This is a genomic window from Streptomyces sp. NPDC033966 (assembly GCF_055575955.1).
On record NZ_JBVIRQ010000021.1, the window covers coordinates 30208 to 56224 of the forward strand.

General features: G+C 73.4%; 18 protein-coding genes and 1 riboswitch. Of the genes, 6 read left to right on the plus strand and 12 right to left on the minus strand.

Annotation, left to right across the window (positions count from 1 at the left end; all coding sequences use genetic code 11):
- Positions 1-157: 157 nt before the first annotated feature.
- On the minus strand, positions 158-1135 hold the full coding sequence (locus ACZ518_RS36190; RefSeq protein WP_469117294.1) for a transcriptional regulator: 978 nt from the start codon (positions 1133-1135) through the stop codon (positions 158-160).
- 328 nt (positions 1136-1463) lie between these two features.
- Here ACZ518_RS36190 and ACZ518_RS36195 point away from each other — a divergent pair, with 328 nt between their 5' ends.
- Genes ACZ518_RS36195 through ACZ518_RS36210 form a run of 4 tightly spaced genes read left to right on the plus strand, consistent with a single transcriptional unit; the run spans position 1464 to position 5449 of the window.
- Entirely contained in the window at positions 1464-2681 is a 1218-nt protein-coding gene (locus ACZ518_RS36195) for an MFS transporter (RefSeq protein ID WP_469117295.1), read from the plus strand.
- Positions 2678-3946: a precorrin-6y C5,15-methyltransferase (decarboxylating) subunit CbiE gene (gene cbiE, locus ACZ518_RS36200; protein WP_469117296.1), complete on the plus strand. Its 1269-nt coding sequence runs from the start codon at positions 2678-2680 to the stop codon at positions 3944-3946. Before ACZ518_RS36195 ends, cbiE begins: the two co-directional genes overlap by 4 nt.
- Positions 3943-4692 (plus strand): precorrin-4 C(11)-methyltransferase, encoded by a 750-nt coding sequence (cobM, locus tag ACZ518_RS36205; RefSeq protein ID WP_469117297.1) that lies wholly within the window; start codon positions 3943-3945, stop codon positions 4690-4692. Before cbiE ends, cobM begins: the two co-directional genes overlap by 4 nt.
- Positions 4682-5449, plus strand: a complete 768-nt coding sequence (locus ACZ518_RS36210; protein WP_469117298.1) for a cobalt-precorrin-6A reductase — start codon at positions 4682-4684, stop codon at positions 5447-5449. The genes cobM and ACZ518_RS36210 overlap by 11 nt, the downstream gene beginning before the upstream one ends.
- 98 nt (positions 5450-5547) lie before the next feature.
- Here ACZ518_RS36210 and ACZ518_RS36215 read toward each other — a convergent pair whose 3' ends face one another.
- The 3 genes from ACZ518_RS36215 to ACZ518_RS36225 are packed head-to-tail and all read right to left on the minus strand — an operon-like array spanning position 5548 to position 8994.
- Positions 5548-7068, minus strand: coding sequence for a precorrin-2 C(20)-methyltransferase (locus tag ACZ518_RS36215; protein WP_469117299.1), 1521 nt, complete (start codon positions 7066-7068; stop codon positions 5548-5550).
- The gene (locus ACZ518_RS36220; RefSeq protein ID WP_401255352.1) at positions 7065-7712 is read right to left on the minus strand and encodes a precorrin-8X methylmutase; all 648 of its coding nucleotides are present in this window, start codon (positions 7710-7712) and stop codon (positions 7065-7067) included. Before ACZ518_RS36220 ends, ACZ518_RS36215 begins: the two co-directional genes overlap by 4 nt.
- A gap of 4 nt (positions 7713-7716) precedes the next feature.
- Positions 7717-8994: a cobalamin biosynthesis protein CobG gene (locus tag ACZ518_RS36225; RefSeq protein ID WP_469117324.1), complete on the minus strand. Its 1278-nt coding sequence runs from the start codon at positions 8992-8994 to the stop codon at positions 7717-7719.
- Between the two features lie 384 nt (positions 8995-9378).
- Positions 9379-9478: riboswitch (cobalamin riboswitch) on the plus strand.
- A gap of 53 nt (positions 9479-9531) precedes the next feature.
- On the opposite strand from ACZ518_RS36225, the gene cobN reads away from it, so the two are divergent.
- Both cobN and ACZ518_RS36235 read left to right on the plus strand, forming a co-directional pair.
- A complete protein-coding gene (gene cobN / locus ACZ518_RS36230) occupies positions 9532-13152 on the plus strand; it encodes a cobaltochelatase subunit CobN (RefSeq protein WP_469117300.1) in 3621 nt (1206 codons plus the stop codon).
- Positions 13153-13354: 202 nt separating this feature from the next.
- Positions 13355-15571, plus strand: coding sequence for a terpene synthase family protein (locus ACZ518_RS36235; protein ID WP_469117301.1), 2217 nt, complete (start codon positions 13355-13357; stop codon positions 15569-15571).
- A 106-nt stretch (positions 15572-15677) separates the two neighbouring features.
- Here ACZ518_RS36235 and ACZ518_RS36240 read toward each other — a convergent pair whose 3' ends face one another.
- From ACZ518_RS36240 to ACZ518_RS36275, 8 genes are all read right to left on the minus strand, one after another.
- On the minus strand, positions 15678-16910 hold the full coding sequence (locus ACZ518_RS36240) for a GNAT family N-acetyltransferase (protein ID WP_469117302.1): 1233 nt from the start codon (positions 16908-16910) through the stop codon (positions 15678-15680).
- A gap of 62 nt (positions 16911-16972) precedes the next feature.
- Positions 16973-17485, minus strand: coding sequence for a septum formation family protein (locus tag ACZ518_RS36245; RefSeq protein ID WP_469117303.1), 513 nt, complete (start codon positions 17483-17485; stop codon positions 16973-16975).
- Between the two features lie 55 nt (positions 17486-17540).
- Positions 17541-18854, minus strand: coding sequence for a YncE family protein (locus tag ACZ518_RS36250; protein ID WP_469117304.1), 1314 nt, complete (start codon positions 18852-18854; stop codon positions 17541-17543).
- A 115-nt stretch (positions 18855-18969) separates the two neighbouring features.
- Complete coding sequence (locus ACZ518_RS36255) at positions 18970-20133, minus strand: XdhC family protein (protein WP_469117305.1); 1164 nt, start codon at positions 20131-20133, stop codon at positions 18970-18972.
- A 75-nt stretch (positions 20134-20208) separates the two neighbouring features.
- Positions 20209-21672, minus strand: coding sequence for an NCS2 family permease (locus tag ACZ518_RS36260; protein ID WP_469117306.1), 1464 nt, complete (start codon positions 21670-21672; stop codon positions 20209-20211).
- 331 nt (positions 21673-22003) lie between these two features.
- Positions 22004-24400 (minus strand): xanthine dehydrogenase subunit D, encoded by a 2397-nt coding sequence (pucD, locus tag ACZ518_RS36265; RefSeq protein ID WP_469117307.1) that lies wholly within the window; start codon positions 24398-24400, stop codon positions 22004-22006.
- 2 nt (positions 24401-24402) lie between these two features.
- Positions 24403-24999, minus strand: coding sequence for a (2Fe-2S)-binding protein (locus ACZ518_RS36270; RefSeq protein ID WP_469117308.1), 597 nt, complete (start codon positions 24997-24999; stop codon positions 24403-24405).
- Between the two features lie 2 nt (positions 25000-25001).
- On the minus strand, positions 25002-25895 hold the full coding sequence (locus tag ACZ518_RS36275) for an FAD binding domain-containing protein (RefSeq protein ID WP_469117309.1): 894 nt from the start codon (positions 25893-25895) through the stop codon (positions 25002-25004).
- Between the last annotated feature and the right edge of the window lie 122 nt (positions 25896-26017).

Sequence of the window (26017 nt, forward strand, 5' to 3'; positions counted from 1 at the left end):
GTCCGGCCGTCGGGGCGGCCCGGGTCAGGCCCCGGGCGGGGCGGACGGTTGCGTGCCGGGGCGTGGCGGGGGCGCGGACGGGGCGGAGGGGGCGGCCGGGGGCGCGTGCGGGGGCGGGCGGCGGGGCGGGCCCTGGTCCGGGGTGGTCGCGGCCACCCTACTCAGGGGTACCCGCCGCCGACACCAGTACGTCCCCGGCCGCGACCCGGCTGTAGAGCACGCTGCGGCCCGTTCGCCGGCGCAGGATCAGCCCCGCGGCGAGCAGCACCTTCAGCTGCCCGGCCACCGCCCCCAGGCTGTACCCGGTCAGCGCCACCAGCTGTGTCGTGGACTTCGGACTCTCCAGCAGCACCAGCACCCGCGCCCGCACCGGCCCCAGCAGCCGTACGAGCGCCTGCGGCGCGGCCGGCCCGGCTCCCTGCTGGGTGAGCTGGCCCGCGCAGGGGTACACCAGCGCGTGCCGGTACGTACCGGTCCAGGCGACCCAGCCGTGGGCGTGCGTCACCGGTACGAAGACCAGCCCGGCCTCTCCCGACAGCTCGCGCGGCCGCCGCTGCTGGAGGTTGACCCGCAGCCGCCCGCCGCCCAGCCAGGCCATGCCCGGCCGCATCCCCGACAGGGCCGCCGCCCAGCCCTCCCGGCCGAGCTGGCTGGTGCGCACCAGGACGTCCGCCTCCGCGATCCGGCGGCGCCGCTCCCAGTCGGGGCGTACGGCCTCCTCCCAGACCCACTCCAGCAGTCCGGCCGTCCTCGGGCCGAGGCCGCGCGCCCGGTCGAGGGCCTCGGGGAGCCGGCCGGTGGCGGCGCGCAGGTCGGTGCGGACCACCGCGTCCGGGGCGGCGCGTACGGTGGCGAGCTCCTCGGCGAAGGCACGGCCGTCCTGGTGGGCCGGCGGGGTCAGGTACCCGGCGATCCACGACCGCCCGAGGGCGGCCCGCACGAGGGCGGCGGTGAGGGGCTCGGCGGCCAGGTGGGCCCGGTAGTGCGGGAGCCGGTCCGCGAGCCAGGCCCGCTCCGCGGGGTGGGCGGGGGTGCGGCGCTCCAGTGCCATGAGGGCTGCGGTGGTCTCGGCGAGGGGGGACACCACGAAGCGGCTGCGGGCGAGCGCGTCCGTGTCTATCCGCCACCATCCCACGGTGTGCCGCCCCCTGCCGGTGTCCGGGCCCCGGGTCGTCCGGGGCTGCCGCCCCGATCATGCCGTGCCCCTGGCCGGAGGTCACGCGGGGCCCGGGCAGGGGCCCCCGCTGCGCGGGCTGCTCCCCGCCCCGCCCTCCGCCCGTTCCTCCCCCCGCTACCGCTGGGAGGTACCCCCAGGGGCCGCGCCCCGGACCCCCCAGGGGCCGCGCCCCGGACCCCCCGGGGGCTCCGCCCCCAGACCCTCCCCGGCTACCGCCGGCGGGCCCACGTTTCGCATCCGCGCGAAACTCTGGGGAGTCCCGTGCCGCCCGTCGGAGACTCCCGGCATGTCGCGCAGCTACCGCTCCCTCCTCCGTACCCCCGAGTTCGCGCCCTTCTTCCTCGCCGCCGCCCTCCGCGTCGCCGCCTCCACCACCGGCGGGCTCGCCCTCGGGGTGCTGGTCTACGGGCGGACCCGCTCCCCGTTGCTGTCCGCCCTCGCCATGTTCGGCCCCTCCCTCGCCCAGGTGCTCGGCGCGACGCTGCTGATGGCCGCCGCCGACCGGCTGCCCCCGCGGGCCGCGCTCGCGGGGCTCGCCGCCGTCGCCGCCGCCGGGACCGGGCTGCTCGCGGTCCCCGGGCTGCCGCTGTGGGCGGTGTTCGCGGTGCTGGTGGGGCAGGGGCTGGCCGACTCCCTCGCCGGAGGGGTCCGTTACGGGCTGCTCACCGAGATCCTGCCGCCCGGGGACTACCTCCTCGGCCGCTCCCTCCTCGCCGTCGCCGCCGGTGTCACGCAGGTCGCCGGCTTCGCCGCCGGCGGGGTGCTGCTGGGCGCGCTCTCCCCGCGCGGGGTGCTGCTGGTGTCGGCCGGGCTCGGGGCGGCCGCCGCGCTCACGGTCCGCTTCGGGCTGCGCCGCCGCGCGCCCCGTGCCGGGGGCCGGCCGTCGCCCGCCGAGACCCGGCGCGTGAACGCCCTGTTGCTGTCCGACCCGGCCCGCCGGACCCTGTACCTCGCCCTCTGGGTGCCGAACGGGCTGATCGTGGGCTGCGAGTCGCTGTTCGTCCCGTACGACCCCGCGCACGCCGGGCTGCTCTTCGGCTGCGCCGCCGCCGGGATGCTGGTCGGGGACACCGTCGTGGGCCGCTGGCTGCCCGAGCGGCTGCGCGGGCGCCTGGCGGCTCCGCTGCGGCTGCTGCTGGCGCTGCCCTACCTGGTGTTCGTCCTGGAGCCGGGTCCCGTCGTGGCGGCGGCCGCCGCGGCCCTGGCGTCGACCGGGTACGCGGCCGGGCTGCTGATGCAGGAGCGCCTCGTACCGCTGCTGCCCGAGGGGACGCAGGGGCAGGCGCTCGGGCTGCACTCCGCCGGGATGCTCACGATGCAGGGGGTGTGCGCGGCGCTCGCCGGGGCGGTGGCCCAGTACACCTCGCCGACGGCCGCGATCACCGCGCTGGCGGCGGCGTCCGTCGTGGTCACCCTGGCACTGGAGCCGGGTCTGCGCCCCGATAGGCTGCGGATCCGTCCGCCGCATTCCCCTTCTCCCGTTCCCCGAGGTACCGCGCAGTGAGCTCCGCAGCACCCCCCTCCCCGGTGACGGTCGTCGGCCTCGGCGCCGACGGCTGGGCCGGGCTCACCGCAGGCGCGCGGTCCGCGCTGGCATCGGCCGAGGTGCTGATCGGCGGTCCCCGGCAGCTGGACCTGTTGCCGACGGCGGACTGCGCCGGGCTGCGGGTCGCCTGGCCGAGCCCGCTGCGCCCGGCCGTGCCGAAGCTGATGGCCGAGCACGCGGGGCGCCGCATCGCCGTACTGGCCAGCGGGGACCCGATGTTCTACGGGATCGGCCGCGCGCTCTCCGAGGAGCTGGGCCCGGACGCCCTGCGGATCCACCCGCACCCCTCGTCGGTGTCGTACGCGTGCGCCCGCCTGGGCTGGCCGGTGGAGGACACCGAGGTGGTGACGGCGGTCGGCCGGCCGGTGGCGCGGCTGACGGCCGCGCTGCACGAGGGCCGGCGGGTGCTGGTGCTCAGTGCCGGAGCGGCGACCCCGAACGAGATCGCCGCTCTGCTTCGAGAGCGGGGCTTCGGCCCGAGCCGGATGCGGGTGCTGGAACAGCTCGGCTCCGAGCACGAGGACTCCCACGAGGGCACCGCGCAGGACTGGGGCCGTGAACCGGGCGACCCCCTCAACGTGGTCGCCGTGGAGTGCCGTCGCGACCCCACCGCCGACGTGCCCCGGCTCGGCGCGACCCCCGGCCTGCCCGACGCCGCGTACGAGCACGACGGCCAGCTCACCAAGCGCCACGTGCGCGCCGCGACCCTGTGCGCGCTGGCCCCGGCCCCCGGCGAGCTGCTGTGGGACATCGGCGGCGGCTCCGGGTCGATCGGCATCGAGTGGATGCGTACGCACCCGTCCTGCCGCGCGGTGGCGATCGAGCGGGTCCCGGAGCGGGCCGGCCGGATCACCCGCAACGCCGCCGCGCTCGGCGTGCCCGCCCTGCGCGTGGTCGTCGGCGCGGCCCCGGCGGCCCTCGACGGACTCCCGGCCCCCGACGCGGTGTTCATCGGCGGCGGGCTGACCGCGCCGGGGCTGCTGGACGCGGCCTGGGCCGCGCTGGCACCCGGCGGCCGGCTGGTGGTCAACACGGTCACCCTGGAGTCGGAGGCGGTCCTCGCCGAGCGCCACCGGCGCCACGGCGGCGAGCTGGTGAAGCTGGCCGTCGCGCACGCCGTGCCGGTCGGCGGATTCACGGGCTGGCGACAGGCCATGCCGGTCACCCAGTGGTCGGTCACGAAGCCGGCACCGGTCACGAAGACACAAGGAGAAACAGAATGACCGTGTACTTCATCGGCGCGGGCCCCGGCGCCGCCGACCTGATCACGGTGCGCGGTGCCCGGACCCTGGCCGCCGCCCCCGTCTGCCTCTACGCGGGCAGCCTGGTCCCGCGCGAGCTGCTCGCCGAATGCCCGGCGGACGCCCGGCTGGTGGACACCTCGCAGCTGAACCTGGACGAGATCATCGCGGAGTGCGTACGCGCCCACGAGGCGGGCCTCGACGTGGCGCGGCTGCACTCCGGCGACCCGTCCATCTTCAGCGCGGTCGCCGAGCAGATGCGGCGCCTGGACGCGGCCTCCATCCCCTACGAAGTGGTCCCGGGCGTACCGGCCTTCGCCGCGGCGGCGGCCGCCCTGAAGCGGGAGCTGACCGTCCCCACCGTCGGCCAGACCGTGATCCTCACCCGGATCGCCCAGCAGGCCACGCCCATGCCGCCCGGCGAGGACCTGGCCACGCTCGGCCGCAGCGGTGCGCTGCTGGTGCTGCACCTGGCCACCCGCTACGTCGACCGGGTCGTGGACGAACTGCTGCCGCACTACGGGGCCGAGTGCCCGGTGGCGGTCGTGGCGATGGCCAGCCGCCCCGACGAGCTGATCCTGCGCGGGACCCTGTCCGACATCGCGGCGCAGGTGAAGGCCGCCGGGCTGGTGCGCACCGCGGTCATCGTGGTGGGCCGGACGCTGGGCGCCGAGCAGTTCCGCGACAGCCACCTGTACTCGCCCGAGCGCGACCGGCATGTCTGCTGAGCCGGCCGGACCGGCGGGCGACCGGCACGTCCTGATCCTGGGCGGTACGACGGAGGCCCGCCGCCTGGCGGAGGCGCTGGCGCGCGAGACCCCGTACCGGGTGACGACCTCGCTCGCGGGCCGGGTCTCCGCACCCGTGCTCCCCCCGGGCGAGACCCGGATCGGCGGCTTCGGCGGTGTCACGGGGCTCGCCGGCTGGATCGTCGCCGCCGACGTCACGCACGTGGTCGACGCCACCCACCCCTTCGCGGAGCGGATGAGTTTCCACGCGTCGGAGGCGGAGGCGCTCACGGGCGTGCCGCTGCTGGCGCTGCGCCGTCCCGGCTGGACGCCGGGGCCGGGCGACGACTGGACGTTCGCGGACTCCCTCGCCGACGCGGCCGCCGTGCTGCCGTCGCTCGGCGGCCGGGCGTTCCTGACCACGGGCCGGATGGGGCTGCGCGCCTTCGCGCACCTCACCGACACCTGGTTCCTGGTGCGTTCGGTGGATCCGCCCGAGGCTCCGGTGCCGCCGCGGCTGGAAGTGCTGCTGGCGCGGGGCCCGTTCGGGCTGGCCGAGGAGCGGGAGCTGCTGGCCCGCCACCGGATCGACGTGCTGGTCACCAAGGACAGCGGCGGCGACGCCACGTCCCCCAAGCTCACCGCCGCCCGCGAGGCGGGCATCCCGGTCCTGGTCGTACGCCGGCCCCCGGTCCCGGAGCACGTGGCGGTGGCCGCTTCGGTGGACGCGGTCCTGGACTGGCTCCGCCGGGACTGAGCCCGGCAGCGGGCCCGGGGCGGCGACCGCCCCGGCATCCGCCCCGGCACCCGGCCCGGGCGGTCACCCGCCCGGGCCGCTGCCGCCGCCCCGTCAGCTCACGCGTAGCGCCGCGGCGTCCACGTCACCCGCGAGCCGTCGGGCCGCCGCGTCACCTGGGTCTGCGAGGAGCCGATCAGCAGGATCGTGCGCATGTCCACCTCGGACGGCTCCAGTTCGGCCAGCGTCAGCACGCGCACCGACTGCTCCGGACCGCCCACGTCCCGCGCCACGACCACCGGGGTCTGCGGCGCGCGCAGCTCCAGCAGCAGTTCCCGCGCCTTGGCGACCTGCCAGGTCCGGCTGCGCGAGCCCGGGTTGTACAGCGCGAGCACCAGGTCGGCGGCGGCGGCCGCGCGCAGCCGCTCCGCGATGACCTCCCACGGCTTGAGCCGGTCGGAGAGCGAGATGGTGGCGTAGTCGTGGCCCAGCGGGGCTCCGGCCGCGGCGGCCGCGGCGTTGGCGGCGGTCACGCCCGGCAGCACCCGTACGGGGACGTCCTCGTACGGGGCCTGCCCGGCCACCTCCAGGACGGCGGTGGCCATGGCGAACACCCCGGGGTCGCCGCCGGAGACCACGGCCACCCGCTTGCCGCGCCGGGCGAGGTCGAGGGCGAACTCGGCGCGCTCGGACTCCACCTTGTTGTCGGAACCGTGCCGCACCTGGCCCGGCTTGACCGGCACCCGGTCCAGGTAGGTGGTGTAGCCGACGAGGACCTCCGCGTCGGCCAGCGCCCGCCTGGTCTCCGGTGTCAGCCACAGCGGCCCCGCGGGGCCGGTGCCGACGACCGCGACCTCGCCGGGGCCGGAGGGCACGCTGCCCGGGTTGCCGATGCGGCTGGGCACGACGGCGACGGCGAAGTACGGGACGCTGTCCGGGTCGGTGTCCGCCAGGACCCCGGTCCGCTCCCCCTCCATGGTGGCGCGCTCCACGTAACGGGCCTCGGCGAGGCGGCCGCTGCCCTCCATCGCCCGCCGGACGGCGGGGAAGGTGCGGCCGAGCTTCATCACGACCGCCGAGTCGGTGGCGGCGAGGCGCGCGGTGAGCTCCTCCTCGGGCAGGGTGCCGGGCAGGATCGTCAGCACCTCCTCGCCCTCCACGAGCGGGGTGCCGAGCCGGGCGGCCGCGGCGCTCACGGAGGTGACGCCGGGGATCACCTCGGCCTCGTACCGGTCCGCGAGCCGCTTGTGCATGTGCATGTACGAGCCGTAGAAGAGCGGGTCGCCCTCCGCGAGCACGGCGACGGTGCGGCCCGCGTCGAGGTGCGCGGCCAGGCGGGCGGCGGAGGCCTCGTAGAACTCCTCCATCGCGCCCTGGTAGCCGCCGGGGTGGTCGGTGGTCTCGGTGGTGACCGGGTAGACCAGCGGTTCCTCGACGTGGTCGGAGCGCAGGTGCTTCGCTGCGATCGAGCGGGCGATGGAACGGCCGTGGCGGGCGCTGTGGTAGGCGACGACGTCCGCCTCGGCGATCACCTCGACGGCCCGCAGGGTCATCAGGGAGGGGTCGCCGGGCCCGAGCCCGACGCCGTACAGCTTGCCCTTCACCGCGCCGTTCTCCCGCGGTTCCTGACGGTCGCTCATTCTTCCTCGCTCGCGATCGCATTGATCGCGGCGGCCGCGATGGCGCTGCCGCCGCGCCGGCCCCGCACGATCAGGTGGTCGAGGCCCGAGGGGTGGGCGGCCAGGGCGTCCTTGGACTCGGCGGCGCCGATGAAGCCCACGGGCACGCCGATGACGGCGGCGGGGCGCGGGGCGCCCTCCTCGATCATCTCCAGCAGCCGGAACAGGGCGGTCGGCGCGTTGCCGACGGCGATCACGGAGTTCTCCAGCAGGCCCCGGTCGCGCCAGACTTCGAGCGCGGCGGCGCTGCGCGTGGTGCCCATCTTCGCGGCGAGGGCGGGCACGGCCGGGTCGGAGAGGGTGCAGACCACCTCGTTGTCGGCGGGCAGCCGCTTGCGGGTGACGCCGCTGGCGACCATCTGTACGTCGCACAGGATCGGCGCGCCGGCGTGCAGGGCGGCGCGGGCCCGCAGGACGACGTCGGGGGTGTAGCCGAGGTCCTGGGGGAGGTCGGTCATGCCACAGGCGTGAATCATGCGCACCGCGACCTGGGCGACCGAGGCGGGCAGCCCGGAGAGGTCCGCCTCGGCGCGGATCGTGGCAAAGGACTGGCGGTAGATCGCGGCGCCGTCCTTCTCGTACTCGAACACGGTGTACTCGCTCATTTCTTCACTGCGATGCGGGTGTTGTGGTGGTGCGTGCGGCCGCGAGGGCGGCCGCCAGGTCTGCGAACGGGGTGGGCCGCCCGTCGAGTTCGTAGCCGTCCGGGGTGGCGACCAGGTCCACCCAGGCGGTGCCGCGCGGATGCCCGCACCGGCGGGCGCACCCGGACCAGTGCACGGGCAGCCCGCCCGTCGCTCCCGTCTCCTTCACGACGGCACGCGCGTCGGCGCGCACGTCCGCGAGGGACTTGGCGCAACCGGGCTTGCCCGTGCAGGCGGTGACGGACTGCCAGGGGCCGCCGGGCCCGGTCACCAGGCCGGCCGCCGCCAGCAGGGCGGACGCCGCCGGCCGGGCCGAGCCGTCGGTGCCCGCGCCGGGCAGGACGACACTGCGCCACGGGGTGACGCGCAGCCCGCCGCCGCCGGTGTCGGCGGCCTCGGCCAGCAGCCGCCACTGGGCGGAGCCGAGCCTGCCGAGCGGGGGCAGCACGCACAGCGCGCCGCCGTGCACCCCGGGCCGGGGCGGTTCCGCGTACGGCCACACCGCCTCGGGCAGGCGGACGGCGCCGATCCCGGCGGCGGCCAGCCGCAGGGCGAACTCCCCGTCGTCCAGGGCGTGTCCGTCGGGCAGCTCGGCGACCCGCCAGGCCCGGCTCCCGGCCGCGTCGGCGGCGTCGAGGAAGTACTCGGCGGCCAGCAGCGCCGCCCGGGGCGCGTCACCCGCGGCCACCTCGACGGCACCGGACCCGGCTCCGAGCCGCACCAGCACCCGGTCACCGCTGCCGAGCACGGTCACGTCGGGGTCGAGGGCGGCGACGTCCCCGCGCCCGTCGTCGAGGGCGAACAGGAAGCGTCCGGACAGGCCCGTCGCCCGGGCGCTGCCGCACAGGAGCCGGTCCAGCTCCCGGACCCGGTGCACGAGACGGGGCCCGCCCAGCGGGGAGGCCACGATGTTGCGCACCCGCTCGTGGCCGGGCGCGGGCAGCAGCCCGGCACCGTCGAGCAGCTCCGCGAGGCCGGCGCCGCAGCCGTCGGCGAGACCGCGCAGCTGGACGTTGCCGCGCGAGGTGAGTTCCAGGTGCCCGTCCCCGAACCGGTCCGCGGCGAGGCCGAGCACGGACGCCTGAGCGGCGGTGAGCAGTCCCCCGGGGATCCGGACGCGCGCCAGGTACCCGTCGTCGGCGGCATGCAGCCGCAGCGCGCCGGGGCAGGCGTCGCCGCGGTCGCGTATGGCGGGTTTGTCCCGCGACGCGGCGGAGGGGGGCTGGGGCATGGCCGCGAGCATACCCACGATTCCCCACCCCCGACCTGTGTCCGTCGCCACCCCCGCCCGCACCCGAATCCAGCCCCGCACCCCGAACCACCCCCACCGGCCCCCACCACCCCCGCACCCCGAACCACCCCCACCGACCACAACCACCCCCGCACCCCCAACCACCCCCACACCCCGAACCACCCCCACCGACCTCCACCAGCCCCGCCGGCGTTTGAGGCGCGGGGGTCCGGGGCGGAGCCCCCGGCAACCACGCCGCGCCCGAACCCCCACCCGCACCACACGCCCACCCCGCCCCATCCCACCCCGCCCGCCGGGGCCACCCCGCCCACCCCCACTCCCGGCCAGGGAAAAGGCCGCCTAAGATGACCTTCCGACGGGCCGTTCGGCCCGTCATCGCCGAGGACGGCGACATGGGAGGAAGCCCGGTGCGATTCCGGCGCGGTCCCGCCACTGTGAACCCCGCGGAGCGATCGGCCGGGTGAGTCAGGAACTCCCGCCGTCCTCACTGCCCGGGGCGCGGAAACCCCGAGGAAGGCCTGCCGCCGCATGATCCTGCTGCTGTCGACGTCCGACACCGATCTGCTCAGCGCCCGCGCCGCGAACGTCGCCGGCGGCCCCGTGCCGTACCGGTTCGCGAACCCCTCCCGCCTCCCCCTCGACGACCTGCCGGGCCTGCTCGACGGGGTCGGGCTGGTCGTCGTACGCCTCCTCGGCGGCCTGCGCGCCTGGCAGGAGGGCCTCGACGTCCTCCTCGCCGCCGGCCAGACCCGCCCGGTGGTCGTGCTGACCGGCGAACAGGCCCCCGACGCGCAGCTGATGGAGGCCTCCACGGTTCCGATCGGCATCGCCGCCGAGGCCCACCGCTACCTCGCGCACGGCGGCCCCGCCAACCTCGACCAGCTGGCGCGCTTCCTCTCCGACACCGTGCTCCTCACCGGGCACGGCTTCGAGCCCGCCGCCGCCTCCCCCACCTGGGGCGCCCTGGAGCGCACCCCCGCGCAGGCCTCCGGCCCCCGGATCGCGGTGCTCTACTACCGCGCGCACCAGATGAGCGGCAACACCGCCTTCGTGCACGCCCTCTGCGACGCCATCGAGGCCAAGGGCGGGCAGCCCGTCCCCCTCTACGTCTCCTCCCTGCGCACCCCGGAGCCGGAGCTCCTCCAGGCCCTGTCCTCCGCCGACGCGATCATCACCACGGTGCTCGCCGCCGGCGGCACCCGTCCCGCCACCGCCTCCGCCGGCGGGGACGACGAGTCCTGGGACGCGGGCGCGCTGGCCGGGCTGGGCGTGCCGATCCTCCAGGCCCTCTGCCTGACGGGTTCGCGCGGCACGTGGGAGGAGAACGACGAGGGCCTGTCCCCGCTCGACGCCGCCACCCAGGTCGCCGTCCCCGAGTTCGACGGCCGTCTGATCACCGTCCCGTTCTCCTTCAAGGAGATCGACGAGGACGGCCTGCCCGCGTACGTGGCCGACACCGAGCGGGCCGCCCGCGTCGCCGGCATCGCGGTGCGCCACGCCCGGCTGCGCCACATCGAGCGCGCCGACAAGAAGATCGCGCTGGTGCTGTCGGCGTACCCCACCAAGCACTCCCGCATCGGCAACGCCGTCGGCCTGGACACCCCGGCCAGCGCCGTCGAGCTGCTGCGCACCCTCATCTCCCACGGCTACGACTTCGGCCCCGAGGCGGAGATCCCCGGCCTGGTCTCCGGCGACGGCGACGAGCTGATCCGCGCCCTGATCGAGGCCGGCGGCCACGACCAGGACTGGCTGACCGAGGAGCAGCTGGCCCGCAACCCCGTCCGCATCCCGGCCGCCGACTACCGGCGCTGGTTCGCCGAGCTGCCGGCCGAGCTGCGCGAGAGCGTCGAGGAGCACTGGGGCGAGGCCCCCGGCAACATGTTCGTGGACCGCTCCTCGAACCCGGACGGCGACATCGTCCTCGCGGCCCTGCGCCGCGGGAACCTCCTCATCCTCATCCAGCCGCCGCGCGGCTTCGGCGAGAACCCGATCGCGATCTACCACGACCCGGACCTGCCGCCGTCGCACCACTACCTGGCGGCGTACCGCTGGATCCAGGCTGCGGCGGAGGACGGCGGCTTCGGCGCCGACGCGATGATCCACCTCGGCAAGCACGGCAACCTGGAGTGGCTGCCGGGCAAGAACGCCGGCCTCTCCGCTTCCTGCGCCCCGGACGCGGCCCTCGGCGACCTGCCCCTCGTCTACCCGTTCCTGGTCAACGACCCGGGCGAGGGCACGCAGGCCAAGCGCCGCGTGCACGCCACCCTGGTCGACCACCTGGTGCCGCCGATGGCCCGCGCGGAGTCGTACGGCGACATCGCGCGCCTGGAGCAGCACCTGGACGAGTACGCCCAGATCAGCTCCATGGACCCGTCGAAGCTGCCGGCGATCCGCGCCCAGATCTGGACGCTGATCCAGGCGGCGAAGCTGGACCACGACCTGGGTCTCGAAGAGCGCCCGGACGACGACGGCTTCGACGACTTCCTGCTGCACGTCGACGGCTGGCTGTGCGAGGTCAAGGACGCCCAGATCCGCGACGGCCTGCACGTCCTCGGCGGCGCCCCGACCGGTGAGGCCCGGGTCAACCTGGTCCTCTCCATCCTGCGGGCCCGTCAGATCTGGGGCGGCACCTCCGCCCTGCCCGGCCTGCGCGAGGCCCTCGGCCTCGACGAGTCGGCGGCGACCCGCACGGCGGCGGACACCGTCGAGGAGACGGCCCGCGGCCTGGTCCAGGCGATGGAGGACGCGGACTGGTCCCCGGACGCGGTCGCCACGGTCTCGGCGGGCCACCCGCAGGCCGTCTCGGACATCCTGGCCTTCGCCGCGCACGAGGTGGTGCCCCGCCTGGCCGGCACGACGGACGAGATCGCCCACGTCGTCCGGGCGCTGGACGGCGGCTTCGTCCCGGCCGGACCGTCGGGCTCCCCGCTGCGCGGCCTGGTCAACGTCCTCCCGACGGGCCGCAACTTCTACTCGGTCGACCCGAAGGCCGTGCCCTCCCGGCTGGCCTGGGAGACGGGCCAGGCCCTCGCGGACTCGCTCCTGACCCGCTACCGCGCCGACCACGACGACGAGTGGCCGGCCTCGGTGGGCCTGTCCCTCTGGGGCACGAGCGCGATGCGCACGGCCGGCGACGACGTGGCCGAAGCCCTCGCCCTGCTGGGCGTCCGCCCGGTCTGGGACGAGGCCTCGCGCCGCGTCACGGGCATCGAGGCGATCCCCCCGGCCGAACTCGGCCGCCCCCGCATCGACGTGACGCTCCGCATCTCGGGCTTCTTCCGCGACGCGTTCCCGCACGTCATCGGCCTCCTCGACGACGCGGTCCGGCTGGCGGCCTCCCTGGACGAGCCCGCGGAGTCGAACTTCATCCGGGCCCACGCCCAGGCGGACCTGGCCGCCCACGGCGACGAGCGCAAGGCCACCACCCGTATCTTCGGCTCGCGCCCGGGCACGTACGGGGCCGGCATCCTCCAGCTGATCGACTCCCGCGACTGGCGTACGGACGCCGACCTGGCGGAGGTCTACACGGTCTGGGGCGGCTACGCGTACGGCCGCGGCCTGGAGGGCCGTCCGGCGCGCACCGAGATGGAGACGGCGTACAAGCGCATCACCGTCGCCGCGAAGAACACGGACACCCGCGAGCACGACATCGCCGACTCCGACGACTACTTCCAGTACCACGGCGGCATGGTGGCCACCGTCCGCGCCCTGCGCGGCACGGCCCCCGAGGCGTACATCGGCGACTCCACCCGCCCGGAGACGGTCAAGACCCGCACCCTGGTCGAGGAGACCTCCCGCGTCTTCCGCGCCCGCGTGGTCAACCCCAAGTGGATCGAGGCGATGCGGCGCCACGGCTACAAGGGCGCCTTCGAGCTGGCGGCGACGGTCGACTACCTCTTCGGCTACGACGCCACGACGGGCGTGGTCGCGGACTGGATGTACGACAAGCTCACCGAGACGTACGTCCTCGACCCCGCCAACCGCGCCTTCCTGGAGGAGGCCAACCCGTGGGCCCTCCACGGCATCGCGGAGCGCCTCCTGGAGGCCGAGTCCCGCGGCATGTGGGAGAAGCCGGACCCGCAGGTCCTCGAATCCCTGCGCCAGGTCTACCTGGACACCGAGGGCAATCTGGAGGGCGAGGCCGAGTAGCGGCAGCCCACGCCCCGGACAGCCCGGCCTCCGCACGGAGGCCGGGCTGTCGCCGTACGCGCCGGCGCCGCACACCAGTCCGACCGTCACCTGAAGCGGTGAACTCCCCCTTGTCCGGGCGACGCCGGGGGTAGGGCAGTGCTGATCTCGTGCGGGGGCCGGAACGCCTGCCCCCGCACCTTGACGAAAGGCCGGCCCCGCAGTGACGCAGCCGTTCCGACTGCCGGAGTTCTACGTGCCGTACCCGGCGCGCCTCAACCCCCACCTGGAGGAGGCGAGGGCCCACAGCAAGCGGTGGGCGCGGTCCTTCGGGATGCTGGAGGGGTCCGGCGTATGGGAGGAGTCCGATCTCGACTCGCACGACTACGCGCTGCTGTGCTCGTACACGCACCCCGACTGCGACGGCGAGGCGCTGTCCCTGGTCACCGACTGGTACGTGTGGGTCTTCTTCTTCGACGACCACTTCCTCGAGGTGTTCAAGCGCTCCCAGGACCGCGCCGGGGCCAAGGCCTACCTCGACCGGCTGCCCGCCTTCATGCCGATGGACCTGGCGGAAGGTTTCCCCGAGGCCACCAACCCCGTCGAGGCCGGACTCGCCGACCTGTGGGCGCGTACGGTCCCGGCCATGTCGGCGGACTGGCGGGAACGGTTCTCCCTCTCCACGAAGAACCTGCTCGACGAGTCCATGTGGGAGCTCGCCAACATCGGCATCGGGCGGGTCCCGAACCCCCTCGAATACATCGAGATGCGCCGCAAGGTCGGCGGCGCGCCCTGGTCGGCCGGCCTGGTCGAGTACGTGGCCGCCGAGGTGCCGGCGCGGGTGGCGCACTCGCGGCCGCTGGGCGTCCTGCGCGACGCCTTCGCGGACGCCGTGCACATCAGGAACGACCTCTTCTCCTACCAGCGCGAGGTGGAGGACGAGGGGGAACTCTCCAACGCGGTGCTGGTGCTGGAGACCTTCCTCGGGTGCACGACCCAGCAGGCCGCCGAGATCTCCAACGACCTGATCACCTCCCGGCTCCAGCAGTTCGAGCAGACCGCGCTCACCGAGCTCCCCCGCCTCTTCGCCGATCACGCCCTGACCCCCGCCGAGATCGCGGCCGTGCTCGCCTACACCAAGGGCCTGCAGGACTGGCAGTCGGGCGGCCACGAATGGCACATGGCCTCCAGCCGCTACATGAACGAGGGGGCCAGGGCCACCGGACGGACGACCCTGCCCTTCCTCCCCGGCGGGCTCGGCACCAGCGCCTTCGACCTCGGCTCGGTCTTCAACCGGCGCTCTATGGAACTGCGCCGCCGCTCCTTCACCCACGTCCCCTTCGAGAGGACCGGGCCCTCCGTCATCCCCGACATCCGCATGCCCTACGAGCTGTCCCTCAGCCCGCACCTGGAGCACGCCCGCGAGGGGCTGGTGGAATGGTGCCGCCGGATGGGGCTGCTGGACCCCCAGCCCGGGGACCCGGGTTCGGCGATCTGGGACGAACAGAAGCTGCGCGGATACGACTTCGCGCTCTGCTCCGCCGGCATCGACCCCGACGCCACGGCGGAGGCACTGCTCCTCAACGCCTGCTGGCTGGGCTGGGGTACGTACGCGGACGACTACTACCCCGTGGTGTTCGGGCAGTCGGGGAACCTGGCCGCCGCCAAGGCCGCCACCGCACGGCTGATCGCGCTGATGCCGCTGGACGGGCCGGGGGCGGTGGTCCCGGCCACCGTGATGGAACGGGCGCTCGCCGACCTGTGGGCGCGCACCGCCCCGGGCATGCCCCCGGCCGGCCGTGCCGAGTTCCGGGCCACCATGGTGAGCATGCTGGAGAGCTGGGTGTGGGAGGTGGAGAACCAGTTCCACCACCGCATCCCGGACCCGGTGGACTACGCCGAGATGCGCCGCCACACCTTCGGCTCCCAGATGACCATGTACATGTGCCGGCTCGGCCAGGAGGGCCGGGGCATCCCCGACGAGATCTACCGCTCGGGGACCATCCGGTCGCTGGAGAACGCGGCGGCCGACGCCGGGGCCCTCGTCAACGACATCTTCTCCTACCAGAAGGAGGTGGAGTTCGAGGGCGAGGTGCACAACCACGTACTCGTCACCCGGAACTTCTTCGACATCGGCTACCCCGAGGCCCTGCACATCTGCCACTCCCTGCTGACGCGGCGCATCGAGGAGTTCCAGCACATCGTCGCGAACCAGCTGCCCGTGCTCTACGACGACTGGGGACTGGACGCCGGCGCCCGCGCCGGGCTCGACGCGTACGTCGGCGAGCTCCAGGACTGGCTCGCCGGGGTCCTGCACTGGCACCGGATGACGGGCCGTTACCGCGAGGAGAACCTGCACCGCCCGGGCGACGCCCTGTCCACCGCCGTTCTGGACAGCGGCTTCGGCATGGCGGCGGCGCGGATCGGCCTGCCCGCCTGAGCCGGGCGGGTGACGGCGGGGGCGGTCCGCTCGCCCGCCCCCGCCGCAACACGCCCGCCCCGACCGCAACACGCCTGCCCCAGCCGCCGCGGCCCGGCCCCTCCCCTCAGAACTCGTCCGCCGTGTGCGGCAGCAGCTCCGTGCGCAGGGCCGCGTCCAGAGCCGCGGCCGCCCCGGGCGTGTGCTCGGCCACCAGCCCGGCGGCCACCAGCTCCGTGACCCGGGTCCCGCCCAGGTAGCAGGCCGCCAGCTCCCGCACGTCCAGGGTCAGGTCGGGGGCCGCGCGGGCGGGCTCGTACGTCGCCCCGCCCGGGCCCGCGTTCAGCCGGAACCGCCCGGCGTTCGCGGGCAGCCGTACGTCGGCCAGTTCGAGTACGAGTTCCACCGGCGCGGCCCACGACCGGGCGGTCAGCGCCGCCCCGACGTCGACCAGGCGCAGCCAGAGCGCCGGGAACTGGGCGGTGCCCCTGACCTGGTCGCGGTCGGCGGCGAAGTGGAGCAGGGGGTCGTCGAGGGGGCGGCAGCAGGCGCGGACGGTGCCGGTCAGGTCGAGGGAGGCCACGTAGTCCCACAGGGCGGCGGCGACGGCCGGGGTGTCGGCCTCCAGTTCGTCGACGCGGACCAGGCCCGGGGTGCGGATGGGCGCGCCGTCGTCCTCGTGCTTGGTGCGGTAGAGCACGTAGCCCGCGACCGGTTCCCCGGGGTCGCCGAGGGCGGCGATCCGGGGCGGGCCCAACTCCTCGTCCTCCTCGTCCCGTTCGCTGAGCCACTCCTCGGTCCACCGGGCGGGGCTGCGGCTGGGCCGGCCGGCCCGGGTGCAACGTGCGGCCTCGTGGCGGGGGCCGATCACGGCGAAAGCCTCGGCCGGGTCGACCAGCCGCAGGGGGCGCGGATCGGGCTGGATGCGCAGGGCGAGCGGGCGGGTGGAGTCGATCTCGACGGTGAGGCCCTGGGTGGCGGGGCCGAAGCCGAAGCGTCCGTAGATGGCGGCCTCGGAGGCCCACAGGCACACGAGCGGGCTGCCCGCGGCCCCGGCGCGGCGCAGCTGTTCGTCCATGAGGGCGGTGAGGACGCCGCGGCGCCGGTGGGTGGGGGCGACGGAGACGAAGGTGAGGCCGGGACAGCCGAGGTCGGCGCCGGGGACGGAGAGCCGGAAGGGGTGCGCCGCCATGAAGCCGACGAGGGCGTCCCCGTCGTAGGCTCCGAGCCGGTCGCAACGGCTCAGCAGGGCGTGGTGGCGTTCGCGTCCTTCCGGCTCGGGCCGGTCGTGGAAGACCAGGTAGGCGTGCTCCTGGGCGTGGGCGATGCCGTCCTCGGGTACCTCGCGGATGTCCACCATGATCACGAGACTAATCGGTCATCGCGGACCGCTCGCACCATAGTGGCCTGATCCGTGCGAACTCAGGATTCGTCGGCTTGGATCGAACCGGTCGTCCGGCCGCCGGAGTCGGCCACGAAGCAGGTGATGTCCCTCTCGCTCGAGTCCCAGCTGCCGGACGTCGGGTAGGAGTAGTACACGTCCATCGTGTCCGGGATCTTCGCTCCGGGGCCCGCGTAGTCGTGGAGGGCCTTGACCGGGCACTCCTTCTCGGCGATCGAAGCGATCTTCTGATCGCCCGGGAACGATCCCTCCGGCAGGGTGATGACCGCGAAGACCTCCGACTGGTGCGCTTCGTCGCAGGAGACGACGTCCACCGACTCGGGCGCCTTGGACGCCTTGTCCGTCTTGTAGTCCTTCAGATTCGCACTGCTGTTGAAGCAGTCCCCCACTTCGAGGTCGCTGGTGTCGTCGAAGGCGGGGGCGCCGTGGGCCGCGCCGGCCCCGGAGACTCCGAGGAACAGCGCGAACGTGAGGGCCGCGCCGTGAGCGGCGCGGGCACGGAACAATCGCCGTGGGCGGGACGGTCTGGACATGCGCGGCTCTCCTTGGACGGGACGCGAGACGCGGCGGTCGTTCCCCCTTCCCACGCTACTCCCCGGCGGCCGCCCCGGCCCGGCGGGCGGCGGGCCCGCTCCAGTCCGCCGGGACGTGGTCGAGGCGGACCCGCTGGGGGTGGTCGCCGACGGGGACGGAGACCCGTTTGGCGCCGGTCGCGAAGTCGATGGCGGTGACTCGGTCGGCGCCGCTCTCGGAGATGACGCAGCCCTTGCCGTCGCCGTCGACGGTGGCCCAGTAGGGCTTGTCGGCGGGGACGAGCGGCCCTTCGGCGAGCGTGGCGCGGTCGACGACGGTCGCGTAGTCGTCCATGGTGCCGGCGACGCAGAGCTTGCTCCCGTCGGGGCTCATGGACATGCCGTGGTGGCGGGAGTCGTTGACCCACTTGGTGCGGTCGGCGGCGGTGGCGGGGTTCTCGGGGAGGGTCTTGACGCGGGTGATCCGGTCGGAGGGCACGTCGTACTCGACGAATCCGTTGAAGAAGGAGACCTGGAAGTAGAGCTTCGACTCGTCGGGACTGAAGGAGACGGGCCGTACGGCGTCGGAGAGGTCCTTGCGGCCGAAGGCGTCGAGGCGTTCGCGCATGTCGATGACGCGGACGGTGCGGAAGGTCTCCGTGTCGACGACGGTGATCTTCCGGTCGCCCTTCGTCCAGTCGAGCCAGGGCGCGTCGAGGGCGGAAGTGACGTCCCCGATGGAGCTGTTCCACAGGAGGCGGCCGCCCTGGGTGAAGGTGTTCTCGTGCGGCTTGTCGCCGGTGGCGAAGGAGCCGACCTGCCGGCCGGTGGCGATGTCGAGGACGTGCACGGTGTTCGCGGTGGAGGCGGAGACGGCCACCCGGGTGCCGTCGGGCGAGACGGCCATGTGGTCGGAGCGGTAACCGGCCACCGGGAAGCGCCAGTTGATCCGTCCGGAGCGCAGGTCGACGGAGACCACGTCGGCGAAGCTGGGGCGCGAGACGACCACCGCGGAGCCGTCGGGGGTGGTGTACATGTCGTCGACGAACTGGTCGTGGCCCTCCCCCGCCGTGGCCCGGATACCGAGGAAGAAGCCGAGCTTCACGGGGTTGAGCCAGATCTCCCGGAGCCGTTCCTCCTTGTCGGGGATCACGTTGATCCGGCCGATCCGGGCGAGGTCGCCGGTGGAGGCGAGGACGTCGGCGGTGCCCTCCCAGTTGTTGCCGACGAAGAGCACCTCGCGCAGTCCGGCGGCCGTGGGCGCCGCCTCCGGGGAGGACGCGGCGGCGGCCGGGGCGAGGCCGGCCGCGAGGCCCGCCAGTGCCAGGGCGCACGCCAGGCGGAGGCTGCGGGCGGGGATGCGCGAGGAGGTGCGACCGTACCGGGACATCCGCTCAACTCCGTTGCGGGGAGGCGTCGTTACCGGGCGGTAAAGTAAGCGGGACGGCGAGAAGGCGCAACCCTTCGGGCTGCACCTTCTGTCATCGGGCCGACGGGGCGCCGCCTCAGGCGACGGAGCCGATCCGGCCGATCACGGTGTTCGAGGAGTCCCGGTGGATCGGGATGTGCGCGCCGGTGAGGGCCGCCCCGCTGCCGCCGCGGCGGTTCGCGACGATCTCGGCGGCGATGGACAGCGCGGTCTCCTCCGGGGAGCGGGCGCCGAGGTCCAGGCCGATCGGGGAGCGCAGCCGGGCCAGTTCGAGCTCGGTCACGCCGACGTCGCGCAGCCGCTTGTTGCGGTCCTCGTGCGTGCGGCGGGAGCCCATGGCGCCGACGTAGGCGACGGGGAGCTTGAGGGCCAGTTCGAGGAGCGGGACGTCGAACTTGGCGTCGTGGGTGAGGACGCACAGGACGGTACGGGCGTCGACGCCGCCGGACTCGGCCTCGGCCTCCAGGTAGCGGTGGGGCCAGTCGACCACGATCTCGTCGGCGTCGGGGAAACGCTTCTTCGTGGCGAACACGGGCCGGGCGTCGCACAGCGTCACGTGGTAGCCGAGGAACTTGCCGATCCGCACCAGGGCGGAGGCGAAGTCGATGGCACCGAAGACGATCATCCGCGGGGGCGGGACGCTGGACTCGACCAGGACCTTGAGGGGCTCTCCGCAGAGCCGCCCGTCGGCGCCGATCTCCAGCACGCCGGTCTTGCCGGCGTCGAGCATGGCGCGGGCCTCTTCGGCGATGGTGCGGTCCAGCTCGGGGTGGCCGCCGAAGCCGCCCTCGAAGGAGCCGTCGCCGAGGACGACCACAGCGCGGCCCTTCAGCTCGGCCGGGCCTTCGGCTATCCGGGCCAGGGCGGCGGCCTCGCCCTGGGAGGCGGCGCGCAGGGCGGTGGCCAGGGCCTCGCGCTGCGGGGAGCCCACGGGGACCGGGGTGACCAGGATGTCGATGATCCCGCCGCAGGTCAGACCCACGGCGAAGGCATCGTCGTCGCTGTAGCCGAAGCGCTCCTGGACGGTCTCGCCGTCCTCGATCGCCTGCCGGCACAGCTCGTACACCGCGCCCTCCACGCATCCGCCGGAGACCGATCCGATGGCCGTTCCCTCGCCGTCGACGGCGAGCGCGGCTCCGGGCTGCCGGGGCGCGCTCCCGCCGACCGCCACCACGGTGGCGACGGCGAAGTCACGTCCCTGCTCGACCCACCGGTTCAGTTCTTCGGCGATGTCCAGCATGTGCGGCCTCCTCGGAGAGGTTTCGGATTCCAGTATCGGATGCGTGGAGGGTCAGCGGGTGCCCACTTGCCGGCCTTACTTGACGCCGAGCCACGCCTCGATGGGGTGGAGGGCGAAGAAGACCAGGAAGACACCGGTCAGGACCCACATGAAGGCGCTGATCTCGCGGGCCTTGCCCTGCGCGACCTTGATGGCCACGTAGGAGATCACGCCAGCGGCGACGCCGGGGGTGATCGAGTAGGTGAAGGGCATGATCACCACGGTCAGGAAGACCGGGATGGCGGTCGCGGCGTCGGCCCAGTCCACGTGGCGGGCGTTCTGCATCATCATCGCGCCGATGATCACCAGGGCCGCGGAGGCGACCTCACCCGGGACGATCTGGGTGATCGGGGTGAAGAAGAGGCAGGCGGCGAAGAGCAGACCGCTGACGACGGAGGCGAGACCCGTGCGGGCGCCCTCGCCGACGCCGGTGGCGGACTCGACGAAGACCGTCTGGCCGGAGCCGCCGGCGATGCCGCCGATGGCGCCACCGGCACCGTCGATGAACAGCGCCTTGGACAGGCCCGGCATGCGGCCCTTGTCGTCGGCCAGCTTGGCCTCGGTGCCGACGCCGATGATGGTGGCCATCGCGTCGAAGAAGCCGGCGAGCACCAGGGTGAAGACGATCATGCCGACGGTCATGACGCCGACGTCGCCCCAGCCGCCGAACTCGACCTTGCCGAAGAGCGAGAAGTCCGGCATCGAGATCGCGGAGCCCTCGAGGCTCGGGGGACCGTTCTTCCAGGCCTTCGGGTCGATGTCCATGACGGCGTTCAGGATCGCCGCGAGGACGGTGCCGCCGACGATGCCGATCAGGATGGCGCCGGGGATCTTGCGGGCCTGGAGCATGAAGATGCCCAGCAGGGTGACGCAGAAGAGCAGGACCGGCCATCCGGCGAGCTCGCCGACCGAACCGAGCTGGACCGGGGGTCCGAACTCGGGGCCCTTGCCGACGAAGCCGGCCTTCACGAGACCGATCAGGGCGACGAACATGCCGATGCCCATGGTGATCGCGTGCTTGAGCGCGAGGGGGATCGCGTTCATGATCATCTCGCGGAGGCCGGTGACGACCAGGAGACAGATCACGACGCCGTACATGACGCACATGCCCATGGCCTGCGGCCAGGTCATCTGCGGGGCGACCTGCGAGGCCAGGACGCCGGAGACGGACAGGCCGGCGGCGAGGACCAGCGGGACCTTGCCGATGAAGCCCATCAGGAGGGTGGTCAGGGCCGCGGCGAAGGCGGTGGCCGTGATCAGGGCCTTCTGGCTCATCGTGTCCCCGGCGACGTCCTTGCCGGAGAGGATCAGCGGGTTGAGCAGGAGGATGTACGCCATGGCCATGAAGGTCGTGACGCCGCCACGAACCTCATTGCCGACGTTCGATCCTCTGTGGGTGATGTGAAAGTAACGGTCGAGCCAAGAACGCCCAGCGGGGTTCAGAGTGCCGTCGCCGGCCTCTTCCGCGGTGGTCTTGGGCTCCACAGACGATTGGGTCATGGTGCCTAACTCCCAAGGTTCAAAGGGGCACCCGCATAAAGATTGGAGACGCGGGATTTGGGAAACTGCGTTGGCTGCACGACCCGGGGTGACGGCCCGAGGCGACGCGAAATGTGCACTGCGTTTACTGCGGGTAGTGCGGGGGTGACCGCTGGTACTACGTGGGGGTTTTTGCAGGGGTTCTGCCAAGTGACGAGGACCGCGAGCGGTGCGGTACTGCGTACTTCGTGCTCCGGGCGGTGCGGCGTGAAGTGTGACGTTCCCGAGTCACACCGCCCGGAAATCCGAGGGGTGCGGTCCGGGGGCCTGGCGGCCCCCGGACCACGCCGTCCTAGAGGGTCCCGGTAAGGGCTTCCGGACGGATCGGCGTCTTGTTGAGCTCCAGACCGGTCGCCTGCCGGATCGCCGCGAGGACGGCCGGGGTGGACGAGAGGGTCGGGGCCTCGCCGAGACCGCGAAGGCCGTACGGCGCGTTCGGGTCGGCCAGCTCCAGGACGTCGACCGGGATGGTCGGGGTGTCCAGGATCGTCGGGATCAGGTAGTCCGTGAAGGAGGGGTTGCGCACCTTCGCGGTCTTCGGGTCCACGATGATCTCTTCCATGACCGCCACGCCGAGACCCTGGGTGGTACCACCCTGGATCTGGCCCACCACGGAGAGCATGTTCAGCGCCTTGCCGACGTCCTGGGCGGTCGCCAGCTCGACGACCTTGACCAGGCCGAGCTCGGTGTCCACCTCCACGACCGCGCGGTGCGCGGCGAAGGTGTACTGGACGTGGCCGTCGCCCTGGCCGGTCTTCAGGTCGAACGCGACGGTCGGCCGGTGCCGGAACTCCAGCTCCAGGTCGATCGCCTCGTCCTCGAGGATGTCGGCGATGTCCGCGAGGACCTCGCCGCCGTCGGTGACGACCTTGCCGCCCTCCAGGAGGAGCTCGGCGTGGGCCCAGGCCGGGTGGTACGAGCCGTTCTTGCGACGGCCGATCTCCAGCAGCGCCTCGCGGACGTGCTCACAGGTGTTCTTCACCGCGCCACCGGTCATGTACGTCTGCCGGGAGGCGGACGTGGAACCGGCGGAGCCGACCTGGGTGTCGGCCGGGTGGATGGTCACCTGAGTGACACCCAGCTCGGTACGGGCGATCTGCGCGTGGACGGTGACACCGCCCTGGCCGACCTCCGCCATGGCCGTGTGGACCATCGCGACGGGCTCGCCGTTGATGACCTCGAGACGCACGCGGGCGGTCGAGTAGTCGTCGAAGCCCTCGGAGAAGCCGACGTTCTTGATGCCGACCGCGTAGCCGACGCCGCGGACGACGCCCTCACCGTGGGTGGTGTTGGAGAGGCCGCCGGGCAGCGCGCGGACGTCCGCGTTCTCGCCGGCGGTCTCCCACTGGCGCTCCGGCGGCAGCGGGCGGGCCTTGACCCGGCGCAGCAGCTCGGCGACCGGCGCCGGGGAGTCCACGACCTGGCCGGTGGGCATGATCGTGCCCATCTCCATGGCGTTCAGCTGGCGGAACTCGACCGGGTCCATGCCCAGCTTCGCCGCGAGCTTGTCCATCTGGGCCTCGTACGCGAAGCAGGCCTGGACGGCACCGAAGCCGCGCATCGCGCCGCAGGGCGGGTTGTTCGTGTAGAGCGCGATCGCCTCGATGTCCACGTCGTCGATGACGTACGGGCCCACCGAGAGGGAGGACGCGTTGCCGACGACGGCCGGGGAGGCCGACGCGTAGGCACCGCCGTCGAGCACGATCTTGCACTTCATGTGCGTGATCTTGCCGTCCTTGGTGGCACCGTGCTCGTAGTAGAGCTTCGCCGGGTGGCGGTGCACGTGGCCGAAGAAGGACTCGAAGCGGTTGTAGACGATCTTGACCGGCTTGTTCGTGGCCAGGGCCAGGAGGCAGGCGTGGATCTGCATCGAGATGTCCTCGCGGCCGCCGAAGGCACCGCCGACGCCCGAGAGGGTCATGCGGACCTTCTCCGGCGGGAGGCCGAGGACGGGGGCGATCTGCTGGAGGTCCGAGTGCAGCCACTGGGTGGCGACGTAGAGGTCGACACCGCCGTCCTCGGACGGCACGGCGAGACCGGACTCCGGGCCGAGGAAGGCCTGGTCCTGCATGCCGAAGGTGTACTCGCCCTCGACGATGACGTCGGCGCGCTTGCGGGCCTCTTCCACGTTGCCGCGGATGATCGGCTGGCGGTGCACGATGTTCGGGTGCGGGACGTGACCGGAGTGGTGGTCGTCGCGGCCCGGGTGGATCAGCGGCGCGTCGGCGGCGAGGGCGGAGGCCTCGTCCGTGACGAGCGGCAGCTCCTTGTAGTCGATCTTGATCTTGGCGGCCGCGCGGCGGGCGGTCTCCGGGTGGTCGGCGGCCACGAGGGCGACCGGCTCACCGTGGTGACGTACCCGGCCGTTGGCCAGGACCGGGGTGTCCTGGATCTCCAGGCCGTAGTTCTTCATCTCGGCCGGCAGGTCGTCGTACGTCAGCACCGAGTAGACGCCCGGCATGGCCAGGGCCTCGGAGATGTCGATGGAGACGATCTCGGCGTGGGCGACGGTGCTGCGCAGGGTCTGGCCCCACAGCATGTCCTCGTGCCACATGTCCGAGGAGTACGCGAACTCACCGGTGACCTTGAGGGTGCCGTCCGGGCGGAGCGTGGACTCGCCGATGCCGCCCTTGGTGTGGTTCTGGGTGACGTTCGTGGGCGTGCCGACGGTGCGGGTGTCCTGAGCCATGATCAGACCGCCTCTCCCTGACGGGCGGCCGCGAGGCGGACCGCGTCGAGGATCTTCTCGTAGCCCGTGCAGCGGCAGAGGTTGCCGGACAGGGCCTCACGGATGTCCTGGTCGGACGGGTCGGCGTTCTGCTCCAGCAGAGCGTCGGCCTGGACCAGCAGACCCGGGGTGCAGAAACCGCACTGGACGGCGCCGGCGTCGATGAACGCCTGCTGGATGTTGGAGAGCTCGACGCCCTCACCGGTCTGGGAGTCGGTGCCCTTGGCGGACCACTGCTTGGCCTCGTCCGTGGAGACGCCCTTGCCGCCGCACGCGCCGGTGCCGCAGGAGTGGCCGTGCTCGTCGCGCTGCTTGGCGAAGTCCGCCAGGCCCTCGACGGTCACGACGTCGCGGCCCTCGACCTGACCGGCCGCGACCAGGCAGGAACAGACCGGCACGCCGTCGAGGCGGACGGTGCAGGAACCGCACTCGCCCTGCTCGCACGCGTTCTTGGAGCCGGGCAGGCCCAGGCGCTCACGCAGGACGTAGAGGAGGGACTCGCCCTCCCACACGTCGTCGGCTTCCTGCGGACGACCGTTGACAGTGAAATTGACGCGCATGGTTACGCAGCCCCTTCAAGCGAGCGGCCGTTGGTGCCGCGGTACTGCTCCCAGGTCCAGACGAGCTGGCGGCGAGCAAGGATGCCGACCGCGTGACGGCGGTACTTCGCCGTGCCGCGGACGTCGTCGATCGGGTTGCACGCGGCGGAGGCGAGCTCACCGAACTGCTTGGCGATCGACGGGGTGATGACCTTGCCGTTGTCCCAGAAGCCGCCCTCTTCGAGCGCGGCGTTCAGGAACTCCTCGGCGGCCTTCGCCCGGACCGGGGTCGGGGCGGCCGAACCGATGCCCGTACGCACGGTGCGGGAGTCGGGGTGCAGCGCGAGGCCGAAGCCGCAGACGGCGATGACCATGGCGTTGCGGGTGCCGACCTTGGAGTACTGCTGGGGGCCCGTGGCGTTCTTGATGTGGACCGACTTGATGAGCTCGTCGGCGGCGAGCGCGTTGCGCTTCACACCGGTGTAGAACTCGTCGATCGGGATCATCCGGGAGCCGCGCACCGACTCGACCTCGACCTCGCAGCCGGCGGCCAGGAGGGCGGGGTGGGAGTCACCGGCGGGCGAGGCGCAACCGAGGTTGCCGCCGACACCGCCGCGGTTGCGGATCTGCGGGGACGCGACCGTGTGCGAGGCGAGCGCGAGACCCGGCAGCGTCGCGCGCAGGTTCTCCATGATCTGGGTGTACGGGACGGAGGCGCCGAGCTTGGTGACCTCCTCGCCGACCTCCCACTCCCGCAGCAGTTCGATGCGGTTGAGGTCCAGGAGGTATTCCGGACGGCGGTGATCGAAGTTGATCTCGACCATGATGTCGGTGCCACCCGCAATCGGCACAGCTGTGGGGTACTCGGCCTTGGCGGCGAGTGCCTCCTCCCAGCTGGCGGGGCGAAGGAAGTCCATGTGCGGCTCTCTTCTTCTTAATCGGGTCGTTCACTTCAAGCCAGGAGGCCGATGGCCCTCGACTGGTCGTTCACGTGCTGTTAACGCGGTGTGGAGCCAGTACACAAGCCCGGTGTCCCTCG

What these genes read in the sequence shown, in the direction of transcription:
- ACZ518_RS36275 (WP_469117309.1), bottom strand. Translation starts at nt 25,895, where the DNA reads ATGGACTTCCTTCGCCCCGCCAGCTGGGAGGAGGCACTCGCCGCCAAG.
- ACZ518_RS36195 (WP_469117295.1), top strand. Translation starts at nt 1,464, where the DNA reads ATGTCGCGCAGCTACCGCTCCCTCCTCCGTACCCCCGAGTTCGCGCCC.
- ACZ518_RS36210 (WP_469117298.1), top strand. Translation starts at nt 4,682, where the DNA reads ATGTCTGCTGAGCCGGCCGGACCGGCGGGCGACCGGCACGTCCTGATC.
- ACZ518_RS36240 (WP_469117302.1), bottom strand. Translation starts at nt 16,910, where the DNA reads ATGGTGGACATCCGCGAGGTACCCGAGGACGGCATCGCCCACGCCCAG.
- ACZ518_RS36250 (WP_469117304.1), bottom strand. Translation starts at nt 18,854, where the DNA reads ATGTCCCGGTACGGTCGCACCTCCTCGCGCATCCCCGCCCGCAGCCTC.
- ACZ518_RS36260 (WP_469117306.1), bottom strand. Translation starts at nt 21,672, where the DNA reads ATGACCCAATCGTCTGTGGAGCCCAAGACCACCGCGGAAGAGGCCGGC.
- cobM (WP_469117297.1), top strand. Translation starts at nt 3,943, where the DNA reads ATGACCGTGTACTTCATCGGCGCGGGCCCCGGCGCCGCCGACCTGATC.
- ACZ518_RS36255 (WP_469117305.1), bottom strand. Translation starts at nt 20,133, where the DNA reads ATGCTGGACATCGCCGAAGAACTGAACCGGTGGGTCGAGCAGGGACGT.
- cobN (WP_469117300.1), top strand. Translation starts at nt 9,532, where the DNA reads ATGATCCTGCTGCTGTCGACGTCCGACACCGATCTGCTCAGCGCCCGC.
- ACZ518_RS36225 (WP_469117324.1), bottom strand. Translation starts at nt 8,994, where the DNA reads ATGCTCGCGGCCATGCCCCAGCCCCCCTCCGCCGCGTCGCGGGACAAA.
- pucD (WP_469117307.1), bottom strand. Translation starts at nt 24,400, where the DNA reads ATGGCTCAGGACACCCGCACCGTCGGCACGCCCACGAACGTCACCCAG.
- ACZ518_RS36245 (WP_469117303.1), bottom strand. Translation starts at nt 17,485, where the DNA reads ATGTCCAGACCGTCCCGCCCACGGCGATTGTTCCGTGCCCGCGCCGCT.
- ACZ518_RS36215 (WP_469117299.1), bottom strand. Translation starts at nt 7,068, where the DNA reads ATGAGCGACCGTCAGGAACCGCGGGAGAACGGCGCGGTGAAGGGCAAG.
- ACZ518_RS36270 (WP_469117308.1), bottom strand. Translation starts at nt 24,999, where the DNA reads ATGCGCGTCAATTTCACTGTCAACGGTCGTCCGCAGGAAGCCGACGAC.
- ACZ518_RS36220 (WP_401255352.1), bottom strand. Translation starts at nt 7,712, where the DNA reads ATGAGCGAGTACACCGTGTTCGAGTACGAGAAGGACGGCGCCGCGATC.